At 58.0% G+C, this 20282-nt stretch carries 10 protein-coding genes, 2 tRNA genes and 3 rRNA genes; 4 read left to right on the forward strand and 11 right to left on the reverse strand.

Annotated features, from left to right (window positions below; all coding sequences use genetic code 11):
- Positions 1-36 precede the first annotated feature (36 nt).
- Positions 37-993, reverse strand: a complete 957-nt coding sequence (gene speB, locus DKK66_RS07255) for an agmatinase (RefSeq protein WP_131356697.1) — start codon at positions 991-993, stop codon at positions 37-39.
- Positions 994-1099: 106 nt separating this feature from the next.
- Here speB and DKK66_RS07260 point away from each other — a divergent pair, with 106 nt between their 5' ends.
- The gene (locus DKK66_RS07260; RefSeq protein WP_242673583.1) at positions 1100-2047 is read left to right on the forward strand and encodes a LysR family transcriptional regulator; all 948 of its coding nucleotides are present in this window, start codon (positions 1100-1102) and stop codon (positions 2045-2047) included.
- Between the two features lie 27 nt (positions 2048-2074).
- Here DKK66_RS07260 and pdxH read toward each other — a convergent pair whose 3' ends face one another.
- Positions 2075-2716 carry a pyridoxamine 5'-phosphate oxidase gene (gene pdxH / locus DKK66_RS07265; protein ID WP_062790534.1) on the reverse strand — a complete coding sequence of 214 codons (642 nt, stop codon included), beginning with the start codon at positions 2714-2716 and terminating at the stop codon, positions 2075-2077.
- A gap of 183 nt (positions 2717-2899) precedes the next feature.
- On the opposite strand from pdxH, the gene hemA reads away from it, so the two are divergent.
- The 3 genes from hemA to gcvA all read left to right on the forward strand — a co-directional run bounded on the left by hemA (position 2900) and on the right by gcvA (position 6653).
- Positions 2900-4153: a glutamyl-tRNA reductase gene (hemA, locus tag DKK66_RS07270; protein ID WP_045848435.1), complete on the forward strand. Its 1254-nt coding sequence runs from the start codon at positions 2900-2902 to the stop codon at positions 4151-4153.
- Entirely contained in the window at positions 4153-5229 is a 1077-nt protein-coding gene (gene prfA, locus DKK66_RS07275; RefSeq protein ID WP_045848436.1) for a peptide chain release factor 1, read from the forward strand. Before hemA ends, prfA begins: the two co-directional genes overlap by 1 nt.
- A gap of 506 nt (positions 5230-5735) precedes the next feature.
- On the forward strand, positions 5736-6653 hold the full coding sequence (gene gcvA / locus DKK66_RS07280; RefSeq protein ID WP_052694317.1) for a transcriptional regulator GcvA: 918 nt from the start codon (positions 5736-5738) through the stop codon (positions 6651-6653).
- 6 nt (positions 6654-6659) lie between these two features.
- Here the strand turns inward: gcvA and DKK66_RS07285 are convergent, their stop codons facing one another.
- The 9 genes from DKK66_RS07285 to DKK66_RS07325 form a co-directional block, all read right to left on the reverse strand.
- Complete coding sequence (locus tag DKK66_RS07285) at positions 6660-10514, reverse strand: ATP-binding protein (protein WP_165494121.1); 3855 nt, start codon at positions 10512-10514, stop codon at positions 6660-6662.
- 25 nt (positions 10515-10539) lie between these two features.
- Entirely contained in the window at positions 10540-11286 is a 747-nt protein-coding gene (locus DKK66_RS07290) for a response regulator (RefSeq protein ID WP_062790542.1), read from the reverse strand.
- Between the two features lie 39 nt (positions 11287-11325).
- Complete coding sequence (locus tag DKK66_RS07295; protein WP_131356701.1) at positions 11326-12516, reverse strand: EAL domain-containing protein; 1191 nt, start codon at positions 12514-12516, stop codon at positions 11326-11328.
- Between the two features lie 178 nt (positions 12517-12694).
- Positions 12695-14323, reverse strand: a complete 1629-nt coding sequence (locus DKK66_RS07300) for a mechanosensitive ion channel family protein (protein WP_207389862.1) — start codon at positions 14321-14323, stop codon at positions 12695-12697.
- A gap of 182 nt (positions 14324-14505) precedes the next feature.
- Positions 14506-14620, reverse strand: a 5S ribosomal RNA gene (gene rrf, locus DKK66_RS07305).
- A 139-nt stretch (positions 14621-14759) separates the two neighbouring features.
- A 23S ribosomal RNA gene (locus DKK66_RS07310) occupies positions 14760-17646 on the reverse strand.
- A gap of 281 nt (positions 17647-17927) precedes the next feature.
- Positions 17928-18003 (reverse strand) — tRNA-Ala (locus tag DKK66_RS07315).
- Between the two features lie 157 nt (positions 18004-18160).
- A tRNA-Ile gene (locus tag DKK66_RS07320) sits at positions 18161-18237 on the reverse strand.
- 285 nt (positions 18238-18522) lie between these two features.
- Positions 18523-20058, reverse strand: a 16S ribosomal RNA gene (locus DKK66_RS07325).
- Together the 16S, 23S and 5S rRNA genes with 2 tRNA genes alongside form the textbook arrangement of a ribosomal RNA operon.
- Positions 20059-20282 lie beyond the last annotated feature (224 nt).

Here is a 20282-nt window from a genome sequence, read left to right on the forward strand (position 1 = left end):
ATGTATTGGGCTGCTCTGCGGCAGCCTGATGACGGACTAGCGCCGGAAAGTGACGCCGGGCAGCACGCACAGCATCTCGAACAAGAGATTGGCCCCCAGCAAGGCGGTATTACCGGTGGTGTCGTAAGGAGGGGAGACTTCAACCAGATCACAGCCCACCAGATTCAGGCCGTGACAGCCACGCACGATCTCCAGCGCCTGGACCGAGGTCAGTCCGGCCACTTCCGGCGTACCGGTGCCGGGTGCAAAGGCCGGGTCGATGCCGTCGATGTCAAAACTCAGGTATACCGGCCCGCCGCCCAGCTGCTGGCGCACTTCCTGCATCAGCGGTTGCAAGGAACGGTTCCAGCACTCTTCCGCCGGTACCACGCGAAAACCCTGACGGCGTGCCCAGTCGAAATCCTCGGCCGCATAGCCGCTGCCGCGCAGGCCGATCTGTACCACGCGCCCCGGCGCCAGCAGTCCTTCTTCCTGGGCACGGCGGAAGGTGGTGCCGTGGGCAATCTTTTCGCCAAACATTTCGTCGTTGATGTCGGCATGGGCATCGACATGAATCAGCCCCACCGGGCCATGCTTGGCTGCGATGGCGCGCAGGATGGGCAGGGTGACGGTGTGATCACCGCCCAGGCCCAGCGGAATCACCTCATGCTGCAGCAACTCGCGGTAGCCGGCTTCGATACGGGCCACGCTGTCCAGCAGGTTGTAGGGATTGGTGGCGATATCGCCGATATCAGCTACTTGCAGGGTGTCGAAGGGCGCGGCGCCGGTGCCCATGTTGTAGGGACGCAGCAGGACCGATTCATTGCGGATTTCACGCGGGCCAAAACGCGTGCCGCTACGGTTGGAGGTGCCGATGTCCAGCGGCAGGCCGACAAACACGGCATCCAGCCCGGCGGCAGTGTCTGCCTTGGGCAGGCGCATCATGGTGGCAATGCCGCCAAACCGTGGCATGGCATTGCCACCCAAGGGCTGATTGTATTCAGTGATAGGCATGCTGACTCCTGAAACTGAGGTTGAGGGAAGCTCAGTCTATTCAGGCGGCAACTTGGGAAAAATCACCGTATTCCACTGTTTACATTGATAAATCTGAATGTGTGTAATGACAGGCCTGACTCACCGCCAGTACCTGGGAAAAACCATGCTCAATACCCTGTCCAGCCTTGATTTACGCCTTATCAGGGTTTTTCGTGCCGTCGTCGATGCTGGCGGCATTTCAGCGGCCCAATCCACCCTTAACGTCAGCCAGTCCACCATCAGCAACCAGCTGGCCGCGCTGGAAACCCGGCTGGGTTATCGCCTGTGCGAGCGTGGCCGCGCCGGCTTTGCCCTTACCGCCAAGGGCAGCCAGCTGCTCAATGCCAGCCGTCATCTGCTGGATGCCGCCGAGGCTTTCTGCGTGGAAGCACGCCAGCTGGAGCGCAAACTGGTAGGACAGTTGCGCATAGGCGTGGTGGGGCACACCACCATGCGCGCCCATGCGCGCCTGTCGGAAACCATTCGCCGCTTCCGCCAACGCGAAGAGTCGGTCGAGCTGATGCTATCCATGCTGCCGCCCGGCACACTGGAAGAAGCACTGATCAACGGCGACATCCATCTGGGCATCGGCTATTTCTGGCACCGCGCGCCCAGCCTGCAATACCTGCCCCTGTTTACCGAACACCAGCTGGCTTATTGCGGCCAGGAGCACCCGTTGTTCTTGCAGGCGGGGAATATATCGGTGGAAGAAGCCGCCCGGCATGACTGGGCCTGGCGCAGCTATCCGCTGCCAGACATCCCGCTACCGGTGGAAAACTGGCGCGTCACCGCGCGCGCCGACAATATGGAAGCCATGGCCGTCCTGATTCTGTCCGGCCATCACCTGGGCTTTCTGCCGGAGCACTTCGCCCGCCCCATGGTGGAACAGGGCATGCTGCGGGCACTCAATGCGGCGCAGCTGTGCTACCACCCCACTTTTCACCTGGTGACACGGCAAAACGCCAGGCAAAGCGAGGTGGTCCGCGCCTTCACCCAGGATTTGCTGGCGGCACACCAGTTACCTGCCAGCTAAACACTTTGGCCCGACTACTGGCGCGTATCAGGGCGCCAGTCGCACCCGTTGCCAGCTGGCATCGGCTTGCAGCAGGTAGACCACGCGGTCGTGCAGTCGGCTGGGGCGGCCCTGCCAGAACTCCACCCGGTCGGGAATCACCGCGTAACCACCCCAGTGCGGCGGGCGCGGTACATGCAGCGGATGCTTGACGCCAAACATGGCGGCACGGCTTACCAGCACGTTCTTGGAGCTGATCTCGGTGCTCTGTTCGCTGGCCCAGGCACCCAGCCGGCTGGTATAGGGACGGCTGGCAAAATAAGCGTCAGACACTTCCGGTGCCACTTGCTGCACCCGGCCTTCCACGCGCACCTGGCGTTCCAGTTCTGGCCAGAAAAAGGTAATGGAAACAAAGGGATTGTCCGCCAGCTGCTGCCCCTTGCGGCTGAGATAGTTGGTGTAGAACACCAGCTGGCCGTTTTCCACGCCCTTGAGCAGGACGATACGTGCAGTGGGGCGGCCATCGGCACCGACAGTGGCCACGTTCATCGCAGTGGGTTCGTGGACCTGCGCAGTCATGGCCTCGTTCAGCCATACTTCGAACTGTGCGATGGCATCGGGCAGGCAGTCGTCCGGGGACAGTTCTTTCTTCGAATAATCCTGGCGGATATCGGCAAGATTCAGCGACATATCGCTCTCCTGTTTCAGTATGCCGCCATGTTAAGACAGAAGACGACCCGGCGGGTAGCCATCCACACCGTGGAAGAATGTGCGCCGCTGCGTGGCATTTGCACCGCAAAGCCCCGGAATTGGGGACGTTGACGATTAACTTAGGCTAGAATATGGCCTTTCCCCTGCAGCCCTGTTCCGCCCATGCATCTGGTTGCCTTTGGCCTGAATCACCACACAGCTCCGCTATCGGTGCGCGAGAAGCTTGCCTTCCCGGCCGAGGTGCTGCCCAACGCACTGGAAAGCCTGGTCGGCTCGCAGGCGGCACGTGAGGCGGCCATTGTTTCCACCTGCAACCGCACGGAAATCTACTGCAACAGCAATAATCCGGAGCAGGCCTTGCAATGGCTGTCGCAATACCATGGCCTGCCGGTGGAAGAACTGCGCCCCTACCTGTACCAGCTGGATGCCAGCAGCGCGGCGCGCCATGCTTTCCGCGTGGCCTCGGGCCTGGATTCCATGGTGCTGGGTGAAACCCAGATCCTGGGCCAGCTGAAGGATGCGGTACGGACGGCAGAAAATGTCGGCACACTGGGTTCGCTGCTCAACGGCCTGTTCCAGCGTACCTTTGCCGTGGCCAAGGAAGTACGCAGCAGCACGGCGGTGGGTTCCAGCTCGGTATCCATGTCCGCTGCAGCGGTGAAGCTGGCCGAGCAGATCTTCCCCACCATTGGCGAACTGAACATCCTGTTCATCGGCGCCGGGGAGATGATCGAACTGGTGGCCACCCACTTTGCCGCCCGCGAACCCTCCTGTATCACCATTGCCAACCGCACACTGGAGCGGGGGCAGAAACTGGCCGAGCAGTTTGGTGGCAATGCCATCACCCTGTCCGAGCTGCCCGACGTGTTGCACCGCTACGATGTGGTGGTCACCTCCACCGCCAGCCAGCTGCCGCTGGTAGGCAAGGGCCTGGTGGAGCGCGCGCTCAAGGCACGCCGCCACCGCCCCATCTTCATGCTGGACCTGGCGGTGCCGCGCGATATCGAAATCGAAGTCGGCAAGCTGAATGATGTCTACCTGTACACGGTGGACGACATTGCCAGCATCGTGGAAGTCGGCAAGGAAGCCCGCCAGAGCGCGGCGGAAGAAGCCGAATCCATCATCCAGGCCCGCGTGGCCGAATTCAACGACTGGCTGAAAAAGCGCGAAACCGTACCGCTGATCCGCGCCCTGCGCGATGAAGCCGAGCGCACGCGCCGCCATGCGCTGGAGGCTGCACTCAAGCAGCTGGCCAAGGGCACGGAACCGGAAAAGGTGCTGGAAAGCCTGTCGTTGCAACTCACCAACAAACTGATGCACCCGCCCACCCAGGCCTTGTCCTCGGGCAGCGGCGCGGAGCATGCGGCCGTGGTGGAAACCATCGCCCGCCTGTACCGCTTACACCCGGAGTCGTAATGAAACCGTCGATTGCGACAAAACTGTCGCAGTTGGCCGATCGTCTGGAAGAAGTCACCCATCTTCTGGCCAGCGAATCGGCCACTGCCGATATGGATCAGTTCCGCAAACTGACCCGTGAACACGCCGAGCTGACCCCGGTCGTGGAAACCTTCCAGCAATACCAGCAGTGCGAAAACGATATCGCCACCGCGGGTGAAATGCTGTCCGACCCGGACATGAAGGAATTTGCCCAGCTGGAAATCGACGAAGGTCGGGACAAGCTGGCCGCGCTGGAGCTGGAGCTGCAAAAACTGCTGCTGCCCAAAGACCCGAACGACGAAAAGAACATCTTCCTGGAAATCCGCGCCGGCACCGGCGGCGACGAAGCCGCGCTGTTTGCTGCCGACCTGCTGCGCATGTACACCCGCTTTGCCGAACGCAATCGCTGGCAGGTGGAAATCGTCTCTGCCAGCGAGTCGGACCTGGGTGGCTACAAGGAAGCCATTGTCCGCATCATCGGCTTCGGTGCTTACTCCAAGCTGAAATTCGAATCCGGCGGTCACCGCGTGCAGCGCGTTCCCGCCACCGAAACCCAGGGCCGCATCCATACCTCGGCCTGCACCGTGGCAGTGATGGCCGAAGCGGACGAACTGGTGGATGTGGTGCTGAACCCGGCCGACCTGCGCATCGACACCTTCCGCGCCAGCGGTGCCGGCGGTCAGCACATCAACAAGACCGACTCCGCAGTCCGTATCACCCACCTGCCTACCGGCATTGTGGCGGAGTGTCAGGATGGCCGTTCGCAGCATGCCAACAAGGCCAGCGCCATGCAGGTACTGGCAGCGCGTATCAATGACATCCAGCGCCGCGAGCAGCAGCAGAAGGAAGCAGCCGAGCGCAAGAGCCTGATCGGCTCCGGCGACCGCTCCGAGCGCATCCGCACCTACAACTATCCGCAAGGCCGCATTACCGACCACCGTATCAATCTGACGCTGTACAAGCTGGATTACGTGATGGATGGCGACCTGGTCGAACTGACCGACGCGCTGATTGCCGAGCAACAAACCGAGCTGCTGGCTGCACTGGGCGACTGATACCCGGTATTGCCCATCATGCGGTTTGCCCCAGCCGGCACATCGTTGTACACTCGGAACCCGAAAAAGCAGCCCCCTGGCAACAGGGAACACAGGGCATTGCCCCCGATGCTTTTTCTCCGAATCTTGAGGCCACGCAAGTGGCCTTTTTTCTTGCCCGCTTGCCAGCCGTGCCAAATGGCAGACAAAAAAAATCGGCCGGGTCACAGAGGCAGGACCCGACCGTTCCCAACGTGGAGATGGTGGAAAGCGTGATTACCGGCAAGCTGGCTGCTTGCCGCAGAAAAACCGACCGCGCGCCTGATGACGGTGTCCGGGCATATCAGCCATGCAAACAACACATCAGTCGCACAAACAAGCCGGGATGACCGACTTGCTGAAATAAAATGCTTCAGGTGAAACAAGCTGCACTTTGCCCTGACAGATCAACGGGCTAGGCACAAGGATAACCAGCCCCTGCTCGCCTGACAAAGCAGTTATAATCATGCCAGCCATGAATAAACAGCATGAATCCGATGAAACTGCCTCCCTTGAATGCCTTGCGGGTCTTTGTTGCCGCCGCCGAACACCTGTCCTTTACCCGCGCAGCCAACGCCCTGCACCTGACGCAGGGTGCCGTAAGCCGGCACGTGCAAACCCTGGAGGAGTTTTATGGCACCAGTCTGTTCATCCGCCAGGCACGCGGCCTGGCGCTGACCGCCGAGGGTGAAGCCCTGGTCAAGCCGGCGCGTGACGCCTTCCAGCTGCTGCACGAGGCCAGCGAAATGCTACGCCTGCGCCAAAGCGGGCTGCGGGTGCGCATACCGCCCACCCCGGCCATGCGCTGGGTGCTGCCTAACCTGCCGGACTTCCAGACCCGCTATCCGGAATACACCCTGCACCTGATTACCCAGCTGATTCACGACAAGCCGTTCAACCGCGCCGAATACGACCTGGCCATCATCGGCATGCCGCGTCCCGAGGTGTATACCGACATGCGCATCGAGTGCATCTGCCGCGAAAAACTGGTGCCGGTCTGCTCGCCTTCCTTGCTGGTGGGGCCGCATCCGCTGCGCACCCCGGAGGATTTGCAATACCACACCCTGCTGCATCCCTGGCGGGATCAGGATGTATGGGATCGCTGGCTGAAACTGGCCGGGGTGAGCAATATCAACCCGGAGAGCGGCGTGACCTTTGATGCGCTGGAATATGCGTTGCATGCGGCGGCGGCAGGCATGGGCGTGACACTGGCGCAGGTTTCAATGGTGAACGATGACATCCAGCGCGGACGGCTGGTGATTCCGTTTGATACCGTGCTGGAAACCGAGTGGGCGTATTACCTGATGTACTCACACGAGATGGCCCAGCAACCCAAGATCCGCGCCTTCCGCGACTGGCTGATTGCCACCCTGGAACGCAGCGAGGCCATCAGCCGCAGCATGTAGCGCGGTTCAGACGCTGGCGGTGTCCTGCTGTTGCAACCAGCTGTCGAATGCAGCCAGCGCCTGCTCCAGCACAGGCACCAGTCCGATGGCCGACGCTGCCTGCCCCGTCTTGGCAGCCTTCTCCACTGCCTCGGCCGCATTCCCCATGTCATTGGCCCCCACCATGCGGCTGGCACCCTTGATACGGTGTGCCGCCCACGCCAGCTGGTCGGCATTGGCTGCGTTCACGGCCTGGCGCAAGGCGTCCATGTCTTCCTGATTGGCCTGGGCAAAGTCATGCAGTATTTCCAGCTCTACCGCCATGTCACCATCGCTGTAGACCTCCAGTACAGACCGGTCCACCGGGCAGCTGGTACTGGCAGAAGACATTGCATTGCTGGGTTCCATCACGCTCTCCGCTGCGTTGTGCAGCCATTTTTTCAGCATGGCTGACAGAATGTTGATGGCCAGTGGCTTGGTCAGGAAATCATCCATCCCGGCCGCGCTGGTCTTGTTGAGTTCTTCCTGCCCGGCATTGGCAGTGCAGGCAATGATGGGCAGCCGGCCGCGCTCCGGATGCTCGGCCTCGTAGGCACGGATCAGCCGCGCCAGTTCATAACCATCGGTCACCGGCATGTGGCAGTCGGTCAGCAGCAGGCTGTAACGCCCGGCCTGCCACATGGCGTAGGCCTGGGCACCGTCTTCCGCACATTCGGCGGTATAGCCCAGCTTTTCCAGCTGGCGCAAGGTGAGTTTGCGGTTGGTGGGATTGTCCTCGGCAAACAGGATGGGCAGGTACTGGCCATGCGCGCCGTCCTCGGTTTCCGGTGCGGCGGCGTGGGTGGTGCGGGTGGCATCGTCATCCAGCTCGCCGGCAGCCAGCTCCTGGCTATCGACGATATTGGCCACCAGCAGCAAGGACGCACGCGTCCCCTGGCCCGGCTGGCTGTCGAGTTCCACATGACCACCCATCAGCCCGGCCAGACGCCGGCAGATGGCCAGACCCAGCCCGGTTCCGCCAAAGCGGCGACTGGTATCGGATTCGGCCTGGGTAAAGGGCTCGAACAGCCGGGCCAGATTGTCCGGCGCAATGCCTATCCCGGTGTCGATGATGTCAAAGCGCAGGGTCTGGGCGGAAAACTCCTGCTCCAGCACTTCCACGTGCAGGGTGATGCCACCGTTGGCGGTGAACTTGACGGCATTGCTGACGAAGTTCTGCAGGATCTGGCGCAGGCGCAAGGGATCGAGCAATAGTGCTGGTGCCAGGCGTTCATCCACTTCCAGCTTCAATTGCAGGCCCTTGGCCGCCGCGGTTTCGGCATACAGCGTGCGCACCTGTTCCAGCAGCGGTTTGACCGCGGTGGGGGTAAGCACCACTTCCAGCTTGTCCGCTTCGATCTTGGAGAAATCCAGAATGTCATCAATCAGCCGCAGCAAGGTGCGGGCGGACTCCTGGATGGTGTCCACGCTGTCCTTCTGTTCCGGGTTGAGCGGGGTCATGGCCAGCAGTTCCAGCATGCCCAGCACGCCATTCATCGGGGTGCGGATTTCGTGGCTCATGGTGGCCAGGAAAGAGCTCTTGGCCCGGTTGGCCGCATTGGCCTGGTCACGCGCCATGCGCAGTTCAAACTCGGCCAGCTTGCTCTCGGTAATGTCCAGACAGGCCAGGATGGTGCCTTCATTCGGCCGATCCGGAAACAGCAGCATGCCTTCAAACAACACCCAGATAGGGCGGCCATCGGCATTGATGCACTCCAGCTCGCAGCGCAGCTTGCTCTGGTACTGCACCATATTGTTGAGCTGGCTGGTCAGGTCGAACCAGCTTTGGTCGGACGCCAGCAGCTCCATCAGGTGCATGCCGGGCAGGCTGCTGCCGCCACGGCCAAAAATGTCCTCTGCCATGCGGTTGGCACGCACGATCTGCATTTGCTCGTTCAGCCGCAACAAGCCAATGGGTGAGGCGGAATAGATGGCCTCTTCTTCCTGCAGCACCGAACGCAACTGCGATTCGGACAGCTTGCGCCGGTCTTCTTCATCAAAGAAGCCCAGAATGTTGGCATAGGCACCCACCAAGGGCTGAATGCCCTTGCCCAGCAGGACAAGATCCGGCTTCAGCAGGCAAATCAGGGCCGATACATCGTCATCCATGGACACCGGCAGGGTAATCCAGGGCGGCATTTCGGCCAGGCGCTGCAACAGCCAGGTCAGGGGTTCTGGCTCATGCGCTACGGTTTCCAGCGGTGGCAAGGTGTCTGGCCAGTTACCGGCCTGCAGATGAATCTCGAAACGGTCGTCCGGAAATTCGGCCAGCACCAGCATGAACCCCTGTTCGGCGCTGCTGAAACGGATGAACTCGTCCAGCAGACGGTCCAGCACCTGCTTGCGCGGCCAACGGCTGAGCATCAGGTTTTCCACATGGGAAATGGCGGACAGCATGCTCAGGTTGTGTTCCAGCGAACGTTCGGCGATACGGCGCTGATGTTCGTCGCGCACGATCAGCATGAATTCCTTGTCGGTATCCGTGCTGCGGAACAGGCTGACCGTGATGCCGGCAAAGAAGCGCTCCTGATTAAGCTTGATACCTTCACCTTGCAGCGTCTGGCTGCCCAGCTCGCTCACCCGGAGCAAGGTATCAGCCAACGCCTGTGGCAAGCTGAGCAACTGGCTGATCTGCCGCCCTTCCAGCACATCCCGTCCGTTGTCGAACAGGCGTTGCGCACCGGCATTGGCCGACAGTACCGTACCGTGCTGGTTAATGGTCATGATGGCATCGCCAGCGGCATCCAGCATGCGCTGCAAGCGGTTCAGCGGCTTGAGCACACGCTTGGTCATGCTGTAGAGCAGAACCAGCCCCAGGGCCAGAATGGCCAGGCCCAGCACGGCATCGTGAATCAGCTGCCGGCGATAGTCTTCCAGGGCAAGCTGGATCTGGGCGGCACTCAGCCGGTTGGTCTGTACAAACAGGTTCCAGCTTTCCTGCTGCACCTGTGCCAGCAGTTGCTGCATGTCGGATTGCATGCCGGCAATGCTCTGGTGCGCCTGCATGGCTGCCAGTTGCTGTTTGTTGAGCATGTGCAGCTGCAAGGCGGCATCCGAAACGCGCCGCAAGCTGGACTGCAAGGCCTGATCCTGTGTGTGCGCCACATCAGCACGCAGCTGTTGCAGCATCAGGTTGCTCAGGTCCAGCCGGGATTGCAGGTCACCCTCTTCGGTTTCGCTCAACGGGGCATCACGCTCGCTGCGCAACAACAGGGCGGAAGCGGTGGTACGCAGGACATGACCGATATTCCAGCTGGCCTGGGCGATATCCATCATGATGTACAGGCCGGGGGGTGCATGCCATTTCATCTGCCCGTTCATGCCAATCAGCACATCGTTGATGGCATCCTGCAAATGGCGTGAAGACAGTTCCACGCCATAACCCAGCGTTTCATCCGCCCCCCAGGCAGGGCCAATCCGCATGTCGACTTCTGGCCGCAAGCTGCGAAAACTCTCCAGCTGCAATGCGACATCGGCCAGTTTGGCACGCTGCTCAGCCACAATGTCACGCTCACCTGCCGCCAGTGCCTGCGTTATCCAGCTGTCTGCCTGCATACGCAACAAGGCAAGTGCGCTGCGTTCACTCGGATAGGGAGGGGTGTTACGGTACAGCAGGCCACGACCAAGAATGGCCTCACGCCGCAACAGATCGGCCGCAGTGTAAAACTTGCTGCTGATCTGATGAACCTCCGCCAGCTCCACTGCCTGCTGATAATGCTGCCAGGATGCCGCCAGCAAGCGGGTGACCCAGCCGATCTGGAAGACCCCAAGCAAGACGACAATGGCAATGACTGCTCTGCCGATGGACAGCGTCTGGCTGGTCTTGTTGTTGATTCTGGCCATCCATCCCCCCTGCTGGCGCAAAGGCCTAGCCCTGCTGACCGGATGGTTCGGTTGCCGCAGCATCCGCAACCGGCGTTTGGTCAGACGTCTCGATTTCCAGCTGATGTACGCCGTAACGGTCGCTGAAATTACGCAATACTGCCAGTTGGTTGGCCGAGATACTTGCTCCCTGTGGCAGCAGCAAATGCCCGCTCTTGCTGCGCAGGTCTGCCGCCAGTACCGAGCCGGGCTTGGCGCTGTGTATCGTCACGATTTCCCCCTGCACGGCGGGCAAATCTTCAGCGCGCGGCTCGAACAGACGACGGAACACCTTTTTGTCGTAGTCGGTTCCGGTATCAACACTGTAATAGCTGAACGGGTCCACCTCGGGCCGTGCGCGCTTCAGCGCCTGGGTGATCGCCTTTTCCACATCCGCCGGTTTTGGCGGCTTCACGACAAAGCCATCCGCGTGCAATTTGACAGCCACAGTGACATTACTGCGGTCGGCATGGCCAGACAGGATGATGAAGGGCAGGTTGGATGCATTGGCGGTATGGCCGCAACGCAGTTCCTTGAGCAGGTCCAGGCCGTTCATCGGCTTCATTTCCACATCGCACAGCACCAGGTCCACCATGCGCATGTCCAGCGTACGCATGGCCGTGCTGCCATCCGGTGCTTGCGAAATGTGCTCCGCACGGATTCCCATGGTTTGCAGTGACTGGCTGACCAGTGTGCGGACCAGCGACTGATCGTCCACCACCAGTATTTTCAGCTTTTCCAGCTCAATCGACATGATTCACCCCTTGCACGTCATGACATCTTCGCTGCTGGTCTATCCCTGAATGGTGCCAGCAGTCTGTTGTTGTTCCAGATAAGAGGATAGCTCGCCCATGCCCAACTGCAGGGCAATTTGCTCACCACTGACATGACAGCCGGACAGCGCGTTGATGACGGTGAGGTCGGCTTCATTGTCCAGATGCGTGATGGTCAGTTGCGCGGTGGTCAATCCGCAGCATTGCAGCAAGGCCAGCAGGCTTTGTTGCTGGTGCGGCCACTGCTGCATCGTGGAGGCGGCAACACGCACGCCATCCAGCGGCAAGTCGAGCAGATTGCAAACGGTCAGCCCACCCTCGCCCAACTGCTCGGCCAGCAAATGGAAACCGAAGTATTTCAGTTTGGCAATATTCTCATAGCATACCGGAGAGTGATGGGCCTGCAAGCCATCGGCCAGCAGAAATCCGATTTGTCCTGGCACCAGCCCGTGCTGGCGCAACAAGGCGGCATAGCGATCGAACACATTGTCATGCGCCAGACAGCTGGCATCCAGATGCAGCAAGAACGGTATGTGCTGACGCAGCGAATGGGGAATACCAACCAGAACCTGCACCAGGCGCTCCATCACCATTTCCAGAATCAGCACCGGAAGCTGCGTGTTACTGGCCAGCTGACGGTAAAGCCCGGCGTCCAGTGGCAACAGGCCGCTTGGCAATTGCAAGGCGGCAACCTGCATGGCCCGCAGCTGCCGTTGCTCATCATCCAGTACCGGGCGAAATTCCAGCGCCAGTGGTGCTGCAGCACAGTCATGCCACAGCTGCTGTGGATCAAGCGCGGTGCTGCCAGCCTGCTGCTCCATGTCGGCAAAAACTGCATTGAGCTGATGCAGGAACTGGTCAATGCTGTATGGCTTGCACAGGAAATGCACACTGGGCATGCCCTGACCGCGCGCCATGCGCACGATGGCATGCAGGATGCGACTGTCGTAGCCGGAAATAATCAGCAAGGATGCCCGGCAACCAATGGCCGTCAGGTTCTTGATGAAGTCGATCCCGCTCATGCCGGGAATGCCGATATCGGTGATGATCAGGTCGTAACTGTTTTCCGCTGCACTACGCAAGGCTTCGGCGGGGTCGCTGAATTCGTCGATAGTCGTGGCTTGCCGGCTGAAGAAGCCGGTCTGACGGGAAATCAGCTTGCGCAGGATGACCTGGTCTTCCAGGATCAATAATCTCAGGGGTGGCGGCATTGCGGACTCCTCAGGAATGCAATGTCCACCGGATTTCAAGGCCGGTAGCAATGCGGGCGTTTACGCTATTGGTATAGCAGCCCGCATTACTCCGGAGCAAGCATTACCCTGGAAATACTTGATAAAAACAGAATGAGATTAAAGTAATTACCAGGCAAATCGCACATCCTGCCTTTAGTCAGCGCGTTTCTTGTGGTGGTTCGGGCGGTGTCGCCGGGGCGGCATACCAATGTTGTGGCGGCACGATCACCGGCTGTGCCGGCTGGGCACGGAAGTGCGGGGACATGATCTGCACGCCAAACTCATTGAACACATCCTGTATATGCCCGTGCAGGGCGGTAAACAGATCGACGGGTAGTGCGTCCGGCAGGATATTTACCTGCAGCTCGTACTCGACATAAAAATCCTGCAGCTTCAGCTGACGGACCAGGATGGGCTGTCTTGCATCCACGGTCGGCGTGCGGTGCGCTGCCAGCTCCAGCATGGCCTGCACTTGCCGCCATGGCGTGTCATAGCCAATCGACACCACCGTAGTCAAGGCCAACCCGCGCCCCTGGCTTGGCCGGCTGTAATTCTCCACCTTGCCGCCCACCACCACGGCATTGGGCAGGGTGACCTCGTGCTCCTGTCGCGTCATCACCTTGGTGGACAAGGCACTCAGTTCGGTCACATACCCCTCCACATCGCCGATACGTACATAATCTCCGGCGCGCAAGGCACGGGAATACACCAGGACCAGACCACTCATTGCATGATTCATGATGCCCGCCGAGCCCAGTGTCACCAGCAAGCCGAAGAACACACTCATGCCTTTGAAGGCATCGGAATCCGCCCCCGGGAAATAAGGATAGGCAATGGTCAATGCAAACAACCACAGCACCACACCCAGCAAGCGACGTGTAGCACCCGCGGTTTCGGGATGCAGGCCGGGAAAGCGCAACTGACCACTTTCGACCATGCCGAACACCAGACCCAAGCCACGGGACAATAAACGGGTAAACAGGAATATCAGCGAGACTGTCAGCAAACCGGGAATGGCCGAGGCCGCGTTATCGAGCAATGCGCTCACCAGCGTCCACAGGAATGCGCCCAAACGGCGGCTCCACGGCAAGGTATACGGAAAGCGGGCCAGCAACCAGGTCAGCCACAGATAGCTCAGGAACAGGATGCAAAGCACGGTGGTCAGATTGATGATGCCGCCTTCGGCCCGCAACACCATACCGCGCAAGCTAACACGCGCGCGAATCCAGCCAGGGAGCTTATCCGGGTGCAAGGGCAAACGCCGCAAGGCATGACGACGCAGACGCAACGTCAGATAGAGCAAGCCAACAAAAACGACTGTGCCCGCAATACCATAGCCAAAGGCGATGGCCAGCGCCCCGGAGGAATGCTCCTGCAAATAGTTACGCCGTAATCGATTCAGCCGTTCCACCACATTGCTGGCGGATTGTTGCAGGCTCAGGCCATCAGCCGGGTCCAGATCATCGGCGATGATATTGAACAGTGGCTTGCCGTTCACCGATATCCGGTAAGCGGTATTTGCACCGCTGCCATACGGTGTGGCCAGTACGGGAAACTCAGCATCTGCCGCTTCCAGGCCACGCATCCGCGCTTCCACACGCACCACACGTTGCGGTGCGGTCAGCTCACCCTCCTTACCCAGAAACAGATAAACCGGTTGCCCGGCCAAAACCAGGGTGCGCTGCTGCTCCCAGGCATCGGGAGACAGACGCGGCTCCGCAGCCATCAGCGGATGGCTCAGCAACAAGGTGCACAACACAAACACACGCAACAACAGGCTAGACACAATGCATCCTCCAGTCGTGGACTGGCCTTAATCATAGCGGTTTGGCTATGCCGGGTAAGGGGGGCGTGTCATCACCGGCCATGCCGATGCAATCGTGGAGACTGACTGAGCAGAGTATGGGCTCGTTACCGGTGCCCAAATGCACAAAGCCCAGCTCGTTTGAGCTGGGCTTCGAAGGGGGAGTCTGGCAGTGTCCTACTTTCACATGGCGAATGCCACACTATCATCGGCGCTAAGGCGTTTCACGGTCCTGTTCGGGATGGGAAGGCGTGGGACCACCTCGCTATGGCCACCAGACATAAACTGTCAACAAACTCGAAGAAGCTTTGTCATCCAGACACTCTGTCTGAATCACTGAATTAATTAGATTGGGTCTTTGATCGCGTCGCACACTCACTATCCATCCGGTCTCGGTTTCCCAAGCCACTCAAATGATAGGATCAAGCCTCACGAGCAATTAGTATCGGTTAGCTTAACGCCTCACAGCGCTTCCACACCCGACCTATCAACGTCCTGGTCTCGAACGACTCTTCAGGAGGGTCAAGCCCTCAGGGAAGTCTCATCTTCAGGCGAGTTTCGCGCTTAGATGCTTTCAGCGCTTATCTCTTCCGAACTTAGCTACCCGGCAATGCCACTGGCGTGACAACCGGTACACCAGAGGTTCGTCCACTCCGGTCCTCTCGTACTAGGAGCAGCCCCCGTCAAACTTCCAACGCCCACTGCAGATAGGGACCAAACTGTCTCACGACGTTTTGAACCCAGCTCACGTACCACTTTAAATGGCGAACAGCCATACCCTTGGGACCGGCTACAGCCCCAGGATGTGATGAGCCGACATCGAGGTGCCAAACACCGCCGTCGATGTGAACTCTTGGGCGGTATCAGCCTGTTATCCCCGGAGTACCTTTTATCCGTTGAGCGATGGCCCTTCCATTCAGAACCACCGGATCACTATGTCCTGCTTTCGCACCTGCTCGACTTGTCGGTCTCGCAGTTAAGCTACCTTTTGCCATTGCACTATCAGCACGATTTCCGACCGTACCTAGGTAACCTTCGAACTCCTCCGTTACACTTTGGGAGGAGACCGCCCCAGTCAAACTGCCTACCATGCACTGTCCCCAATCCGGATAACGGACCAAGGTTAGAACCTCAAAGGGGTCAGGGTGGTATTTCAAGGTCGGCTCCACAGGAACTAGCGTCCCTGCTTCAAAGCCTCCCACCTATCCTACACAAACCACTTCAAAGTCCAATGCAAAGCTACAGTAAAGGTTCACGGGGTCTTTCCGTCTAGCAGCGGGGAGATTGCATCTTCACAAACACTTCAACTTCGCTGAGTCTCAGGAGGAGACAGTGTGGCCATCGTTACGCCATTCGTGCGGGTCGGAACTTACCCGACAAGGAATTTCGCTACCTTAGGACCGTTATAGTTACGGCCGCCGTTTACTGGGGCTTCGATCAAGAGCTTGCACCCCATCACTTAACCTTCCAGCACCGGGCAGGCGTCACACCGTATACGTCCACTTTCGTGTTGGCACAGTGCTGTGTTTTTGATAAACAGTCGCAGCCACCGATTCTCTGCGACCTGTCGTAGCTCCCACCGCAGGGTGTTCACCACAACAGGCATACCTTCTCCCGAAGTTACGGTATCAATTTGCCGAGTTCCTTCTCCTGAGTTCTCTCAAGCGCCTTAGAATTCTCATCCTGCCCACCTGTGTCGGTTTGCGGTACGGTTCTTGTGTAGCTGAAGCTTAGTGGCTTTTCCTGGAAGCGTGGTATCAGTCACTTCAGGTCCGTAGACCCTCGTTATCACTTCTCGGCGTTAAAGAAGGGCGGATTTGCCTACCCTTCACGCCTACCGGCTTGAACGACCTATTCCAACAGGCCGCTGACCTAACCTTCTCCGTCCCCACATCGCACTACACAAAAGTACGGGAATTTTAACCCGTTTCCCATCGACTACGCTTTTCAGCCTCGCCTTAGGGGCCGACTCACCCTACGCCGATGAACGTTGCGTAGGAAACCTTGGGCTTTCGGCGAGCGGGCTTTTCACCCGCTTTATCGCTACTCATGTCAGCATTCGCACTTCTGATATCTCCAGCATCCCTTACGAGACACCTTCACAGACCTACAGAACGCTCCCCTACCATCTGCACTTACGTGCAAATCCGCAGCTTCGGTTATCAGTTTGAGCCCCGTTACATCTTCCGCGCAGGACGACTCGACCAGTGAGCTATTACGCTTTCTTTAAATGATGGCTGCTTCTAAGCCAACATCCTGGCTGTCTGGGCCTTCCCACTTCGTTTACCACTTAACTGATCATTTGGGACCTTAGCTGGCGGTCTGGGTTGTTTCCCTCTTGACGATGGACGTTAGCACCCACCGTCTGTCTCCCATGCTCGCACTTTCCGGTATTCAGAGTTTGCCATGGTTTGGTAAATCGCAATGACCCCCTAGCCATAACAGTGCTTTACCCCCGGAAGTGATACATGAGGCACTACCTAAATAGTTTTCGGGGAGAACCAGCTATCTCCGAGTTTGTTTAGCCTTTCACCCCTATCCACAGCTCATCCCCTAGTTTTGCAACACTAGTGGGTTCGGACCTCCAGTGCGTGTTACCGCACCTTCATCCTGGCCATGGATAGATCACTCGGTTTCGGGTCTACGCCCAGCAACTAAGACGCCCTATTCGGACTCGGTTTCCCTACGCCTCCCCTATGCGGTTAAGCTTGCTACTGAACGTAAGTCGCTGACCCATTATACAAAAGGTACGCAGTCACCCCTTGCGAGGCTCCCACTGTTTGTATGCATCCGGTTTCAGGTTCTATTTCACTCCCCTCCCGGGGTTCTTTTCGCCTTTCCCTCACGGTACTGGTTCACTATCGGTCGATCACGAGTATTTAGCCTTGGAGGATGGTCCCCCCATCTTCAGACAGGATTTCGCGTGTCCCGCCCTACTTTTCGTATGCTCAGTACCAAGAATGAAATTTCGTGTACGGGGCTATCACCCACTATGGCGGACATTTCCAGGTCCTTCCACTATCTCAATCTCTATCACATACAGGCTATTCCGCGTTCGCTCGCCACTACTGACGGAATCTCGGTTGATTTCTTTTCCTCGAGTTACTTAGATGTTTCAGTTCACTCGGTTCGCTTCCACGTACCTATGTATTCAGTACGGGATACCCTTGCGGGTGGGTTTCCCCATTCGGATATCGCGGGATCAAAGCTCTATTGCCAGCTCCCCCGCGCTTTTCGCAGGCTTACACGTCCTTCATCGCCTGTGATCGCCAAGGCATCCACCAGATGCACTTAGTCGCTTGACCCTATCATTTCAGTAACCTGAGTTACCAATCCGACAGGATTGTGTTTGTGCGACATGTCACACCGCCCCTTTTGGTATGGCGACATGACATTAGATACAATCAAATTCCCAAGATGACGATTTGTCCCACATGCAGAGTTAACTGCAGGTGTTTCATTTCGCCGTCTAATTAATTCGGCTTCTTCAGTTTGTTAAAGATCGGGCATTGTCTACACAACGCAAGCAAAAATCCACGCAGCAATCAATCATGCTGTGTGCGCTTTTGTTTGCACTGTAAGGTGGTGGTGGAGGATGACGGGATCGAACCGACGACCCCCTGCTTGCAAAGCAGGTGCTCTCCCAACTGAGCTAATCCCCCTCTAAACCCGAAATACCGCGTTACATCGCTCCTCGTGTACATGATGTACACGTCGTCGCGCTGCGCCTTGTCTTTCGGCTTTATCTTTTTGTCCCAGATAGCATCTGAAACAAAAATGGATTATCCGTAGTGCTGTCTACAGCACCCAGATAAAAACTGGTGGGTCTGGAAGGACTCGAACCTTCGACCCCTGCGTTATCAACACAGTGCTCTAACCAGCTGAGCTACAAACCCAGTTGGTTTGGCGATGAAATCCTGCGCACTGCGGCGTTGCTCCATTCCTTGCGTACTTGATGTACGCGGCGGTCTGTCGCGCCTGGCTGTGCTTGGTTTTGATCACCAAACTTTACTCTTTGCGCTTTCGAGCAAAATCAAGCAGATCAAGGCAAAAGCCGACGTCGTGTACTGTATGTACACGAGGAGGCTTTTAACGCAGAGATGCGCCGATTTTCATCGAAAGCTTTGCCCTCTTTCAGAACAACCGATAGGTTGTGAGTACTCGACGATCGCCTTCTCTAGAAAGGAGGTGATCCAGCCGCAGGTTCCCCTACGGCTACCTTGTTACGACTTCACCCCAGTCATGAATCCCACCGTGGTAAGCGGCCTCCTTACGGTTAGCCTACCCACTTCTGGTGAAACTCACTCCCATGGTGTGACGGGCGGTGTGTACAAGACCCGGGAACGTATTCACCGCAGCATGCTGATCTGCGATTACTAGCGATTCCGACTTCACGCACTCGAGTTGCAGAGTGCGATCCGGACTACGATCGGTTTTATGAGATTGGCTCCACCTCGCGGCTTGGCTACCCTCTGTACCGACCATTGTATGACGTGTGAAGCCCTGGTCATAAGGGCCATGAGGACTTGACGTCATCCCCACCTTCCTCCGGTTTGTCACCGGCAGTCCCATTAGAGTGCTCAACTGAATGGTAGCAACTAATGGCAAGGGTTGCGCTCGTTGCGGGACTTAACCCAACATCTCACGACACGAGCTGACGACAGCCATGCAGCACCTGTGTTACAGCTCCCTTTCGGGCACCAATCCATCTCTGGAAAGTTCTGTACATGTCAAGACCAGGTAAGGTTTTTCGCGTTGCATCGAATTAATCCACATCATCCACCGCTTGTGCGGGTCCCCGTCAATTCCTTTGAGTTTTAACCTTGCGGCCGTACTCCCCAGGCGGTCAACTTCTCGCGTTAGCTACGCTACCAAGGATTCAAACCCCCAACAGCTAGTTGACATCGTTTAGGGCGTGGACTACCAGGGTATCTAATCCTGTTTGCTCCCCACGCTTTCGTGCATGAGCGTCAGTGTCATCCCAGGGGGCTGCCTTCGCCATCGGTATTCCTCCGCATCTCTACGCATTTCACTGCTACACGCGGAATTCTACCCCCCTCTGACGCACTCTAGCTGTGCAGTCTCCAATGCAGTTCCCAGGTTAAGCCCGGGGCTTTCACATCAGACTTACACAACCGCCTGCGCACGCTTTACGCCCAGTAATTCCGATTAACGCTTGCACCCTACGTATTACCGCGGCTGCTGGCACGTAGTTAGCCGGTGCTTATTCTTCAGGTACTGTCATCCCCCAGCGATATTAGCGCTAGGGATTTCCTCCCTGACAAAAGTCCTTTACAACCCGAAGGCCTTCTTCAGACACGCGGCATGGCTGGATCAGGCTTGCGCCCATTGTCCAAAATTCCCCACTGCTGCCTCCCGTAGGAGTCTGGGCCGTGTCTCAGTCCCAGTGTGGCGGATCATCCTCTCAGACCCGCTACTGATCGATGCCTTGGTGAGCCTTTACCTCACCAACTAGCTAATCAGACGTCGGCCGCTCGAATAGCGCAAGGTCTTGCGATCCCCTGCTTTCCTTCTCAAAGCGTATGCGGTATTAGCTATCCTTTCGGATAGTTATCCCCCACTACTCGGCACGTTCCGACGCATTACTCACCCGTTCGCCACTCGTCAGCGGAGCAAGCTCCCTGTTACCGTTCGACTTGCATGTGTAAAGCATGCCGCCAGCGTTCAATCTGAGCCAGGATCAAACTCTTCAGTTCAATCTCATAGCAAATTTCTGGCACGCAAGATCAAAGAAATAAACAAGTACTTCTTCATTCTCGCAGTGCAAGTGTGGCTTTCGCCAAGCACTCACACCTATCGGTTATTCTGTTTTTTAAAGAGCGGTGCAGGTCGCTGCGTTTCGTTTCCGTCGCTGCGTTGTCTGCTGAGGAGGCGAACTATACGCCCGCAGCCTAACCTCGTCAACACTTTGTGCGAAGAA

It is taken from the genome of Aquitalea sp. USM4, assembly GCF_004328945.1.
GTDB classification, from domain to species: domain Bacteria; phylum Pseudomonadota; class Gammaproteobacteria; order Burkholderiales; family Chromobacteriaceae; genus Aquitalea; species Aquitalea pelogenes.

What these genes read in the sequence shown, in the direction of transcription:
- speB (WP_131356697.1), bottom strand. Translation starts at nt 993, where the DNA reads ATGCCTATCACTGAATACAATCAGCCCTTGGGTGGCAATGCCATGCCA.
- DKK66_RS07260 (WP_242673583.1), top strand. Translation starts at nt 1,100, where the DNA reads ATGACAGGCCTGACTCACCGCCAGTACCTGGGAAAAACCATGCTCAAT.
- pdxH (WP_062790534.1), bottom strand. Translation starts at nt 2,716, where the DNA reads ATGTCGCTGAATCTTGCCGATATCCGCCAGGATTATTCGAAGAAAGAA.
- hemA (WP_045848435.1), top strand. Translation starts at nt 2,900, where the DNA reads ATGCATCTGGTTGCCTTTGGCCTGAATCACCACACAGCTCCGCTATCG.
- prfA (WP_045848436.1), top strand. Translation starts at nt 4,153, where the DNA reads ATGAAACCGTCGATTGCGACAAAACTGTCGCAGTTGGCCGATCGTCTG.
- gcvA (WP_052694317.1), top strand. Translation starts at nt 5,736, where the DNA reads ATGAATCCGATGAAACTGCCTCCCTTGAATGCCTTGCGGGTCTTTGTT.
- DKK66_RS07285 (WP_165494121.1), bottom strand. Translation starts at nt 10,514, where the DNA reads ATGGCCAGAATCAACAACAAGACCAGCCAGACGCTGTCCATCGGCAGA.
- DKK66_RS07290 (WP_062790542.1), bottom strand. Translation starts at nt 11,286, where the DNA reads ATGTCGATTGAGCTGGAAAAGCTGAAAATACTGGTGGTGGACGATCAG.
- DKK66_RS07295 (WP_131356701.1), bottom strand. Translation starts at nt 12,516, where the DNA reads ATGCCGCCACCCCTGAGATTATTGATCCTGGAAGACCAGGTCATCCTG.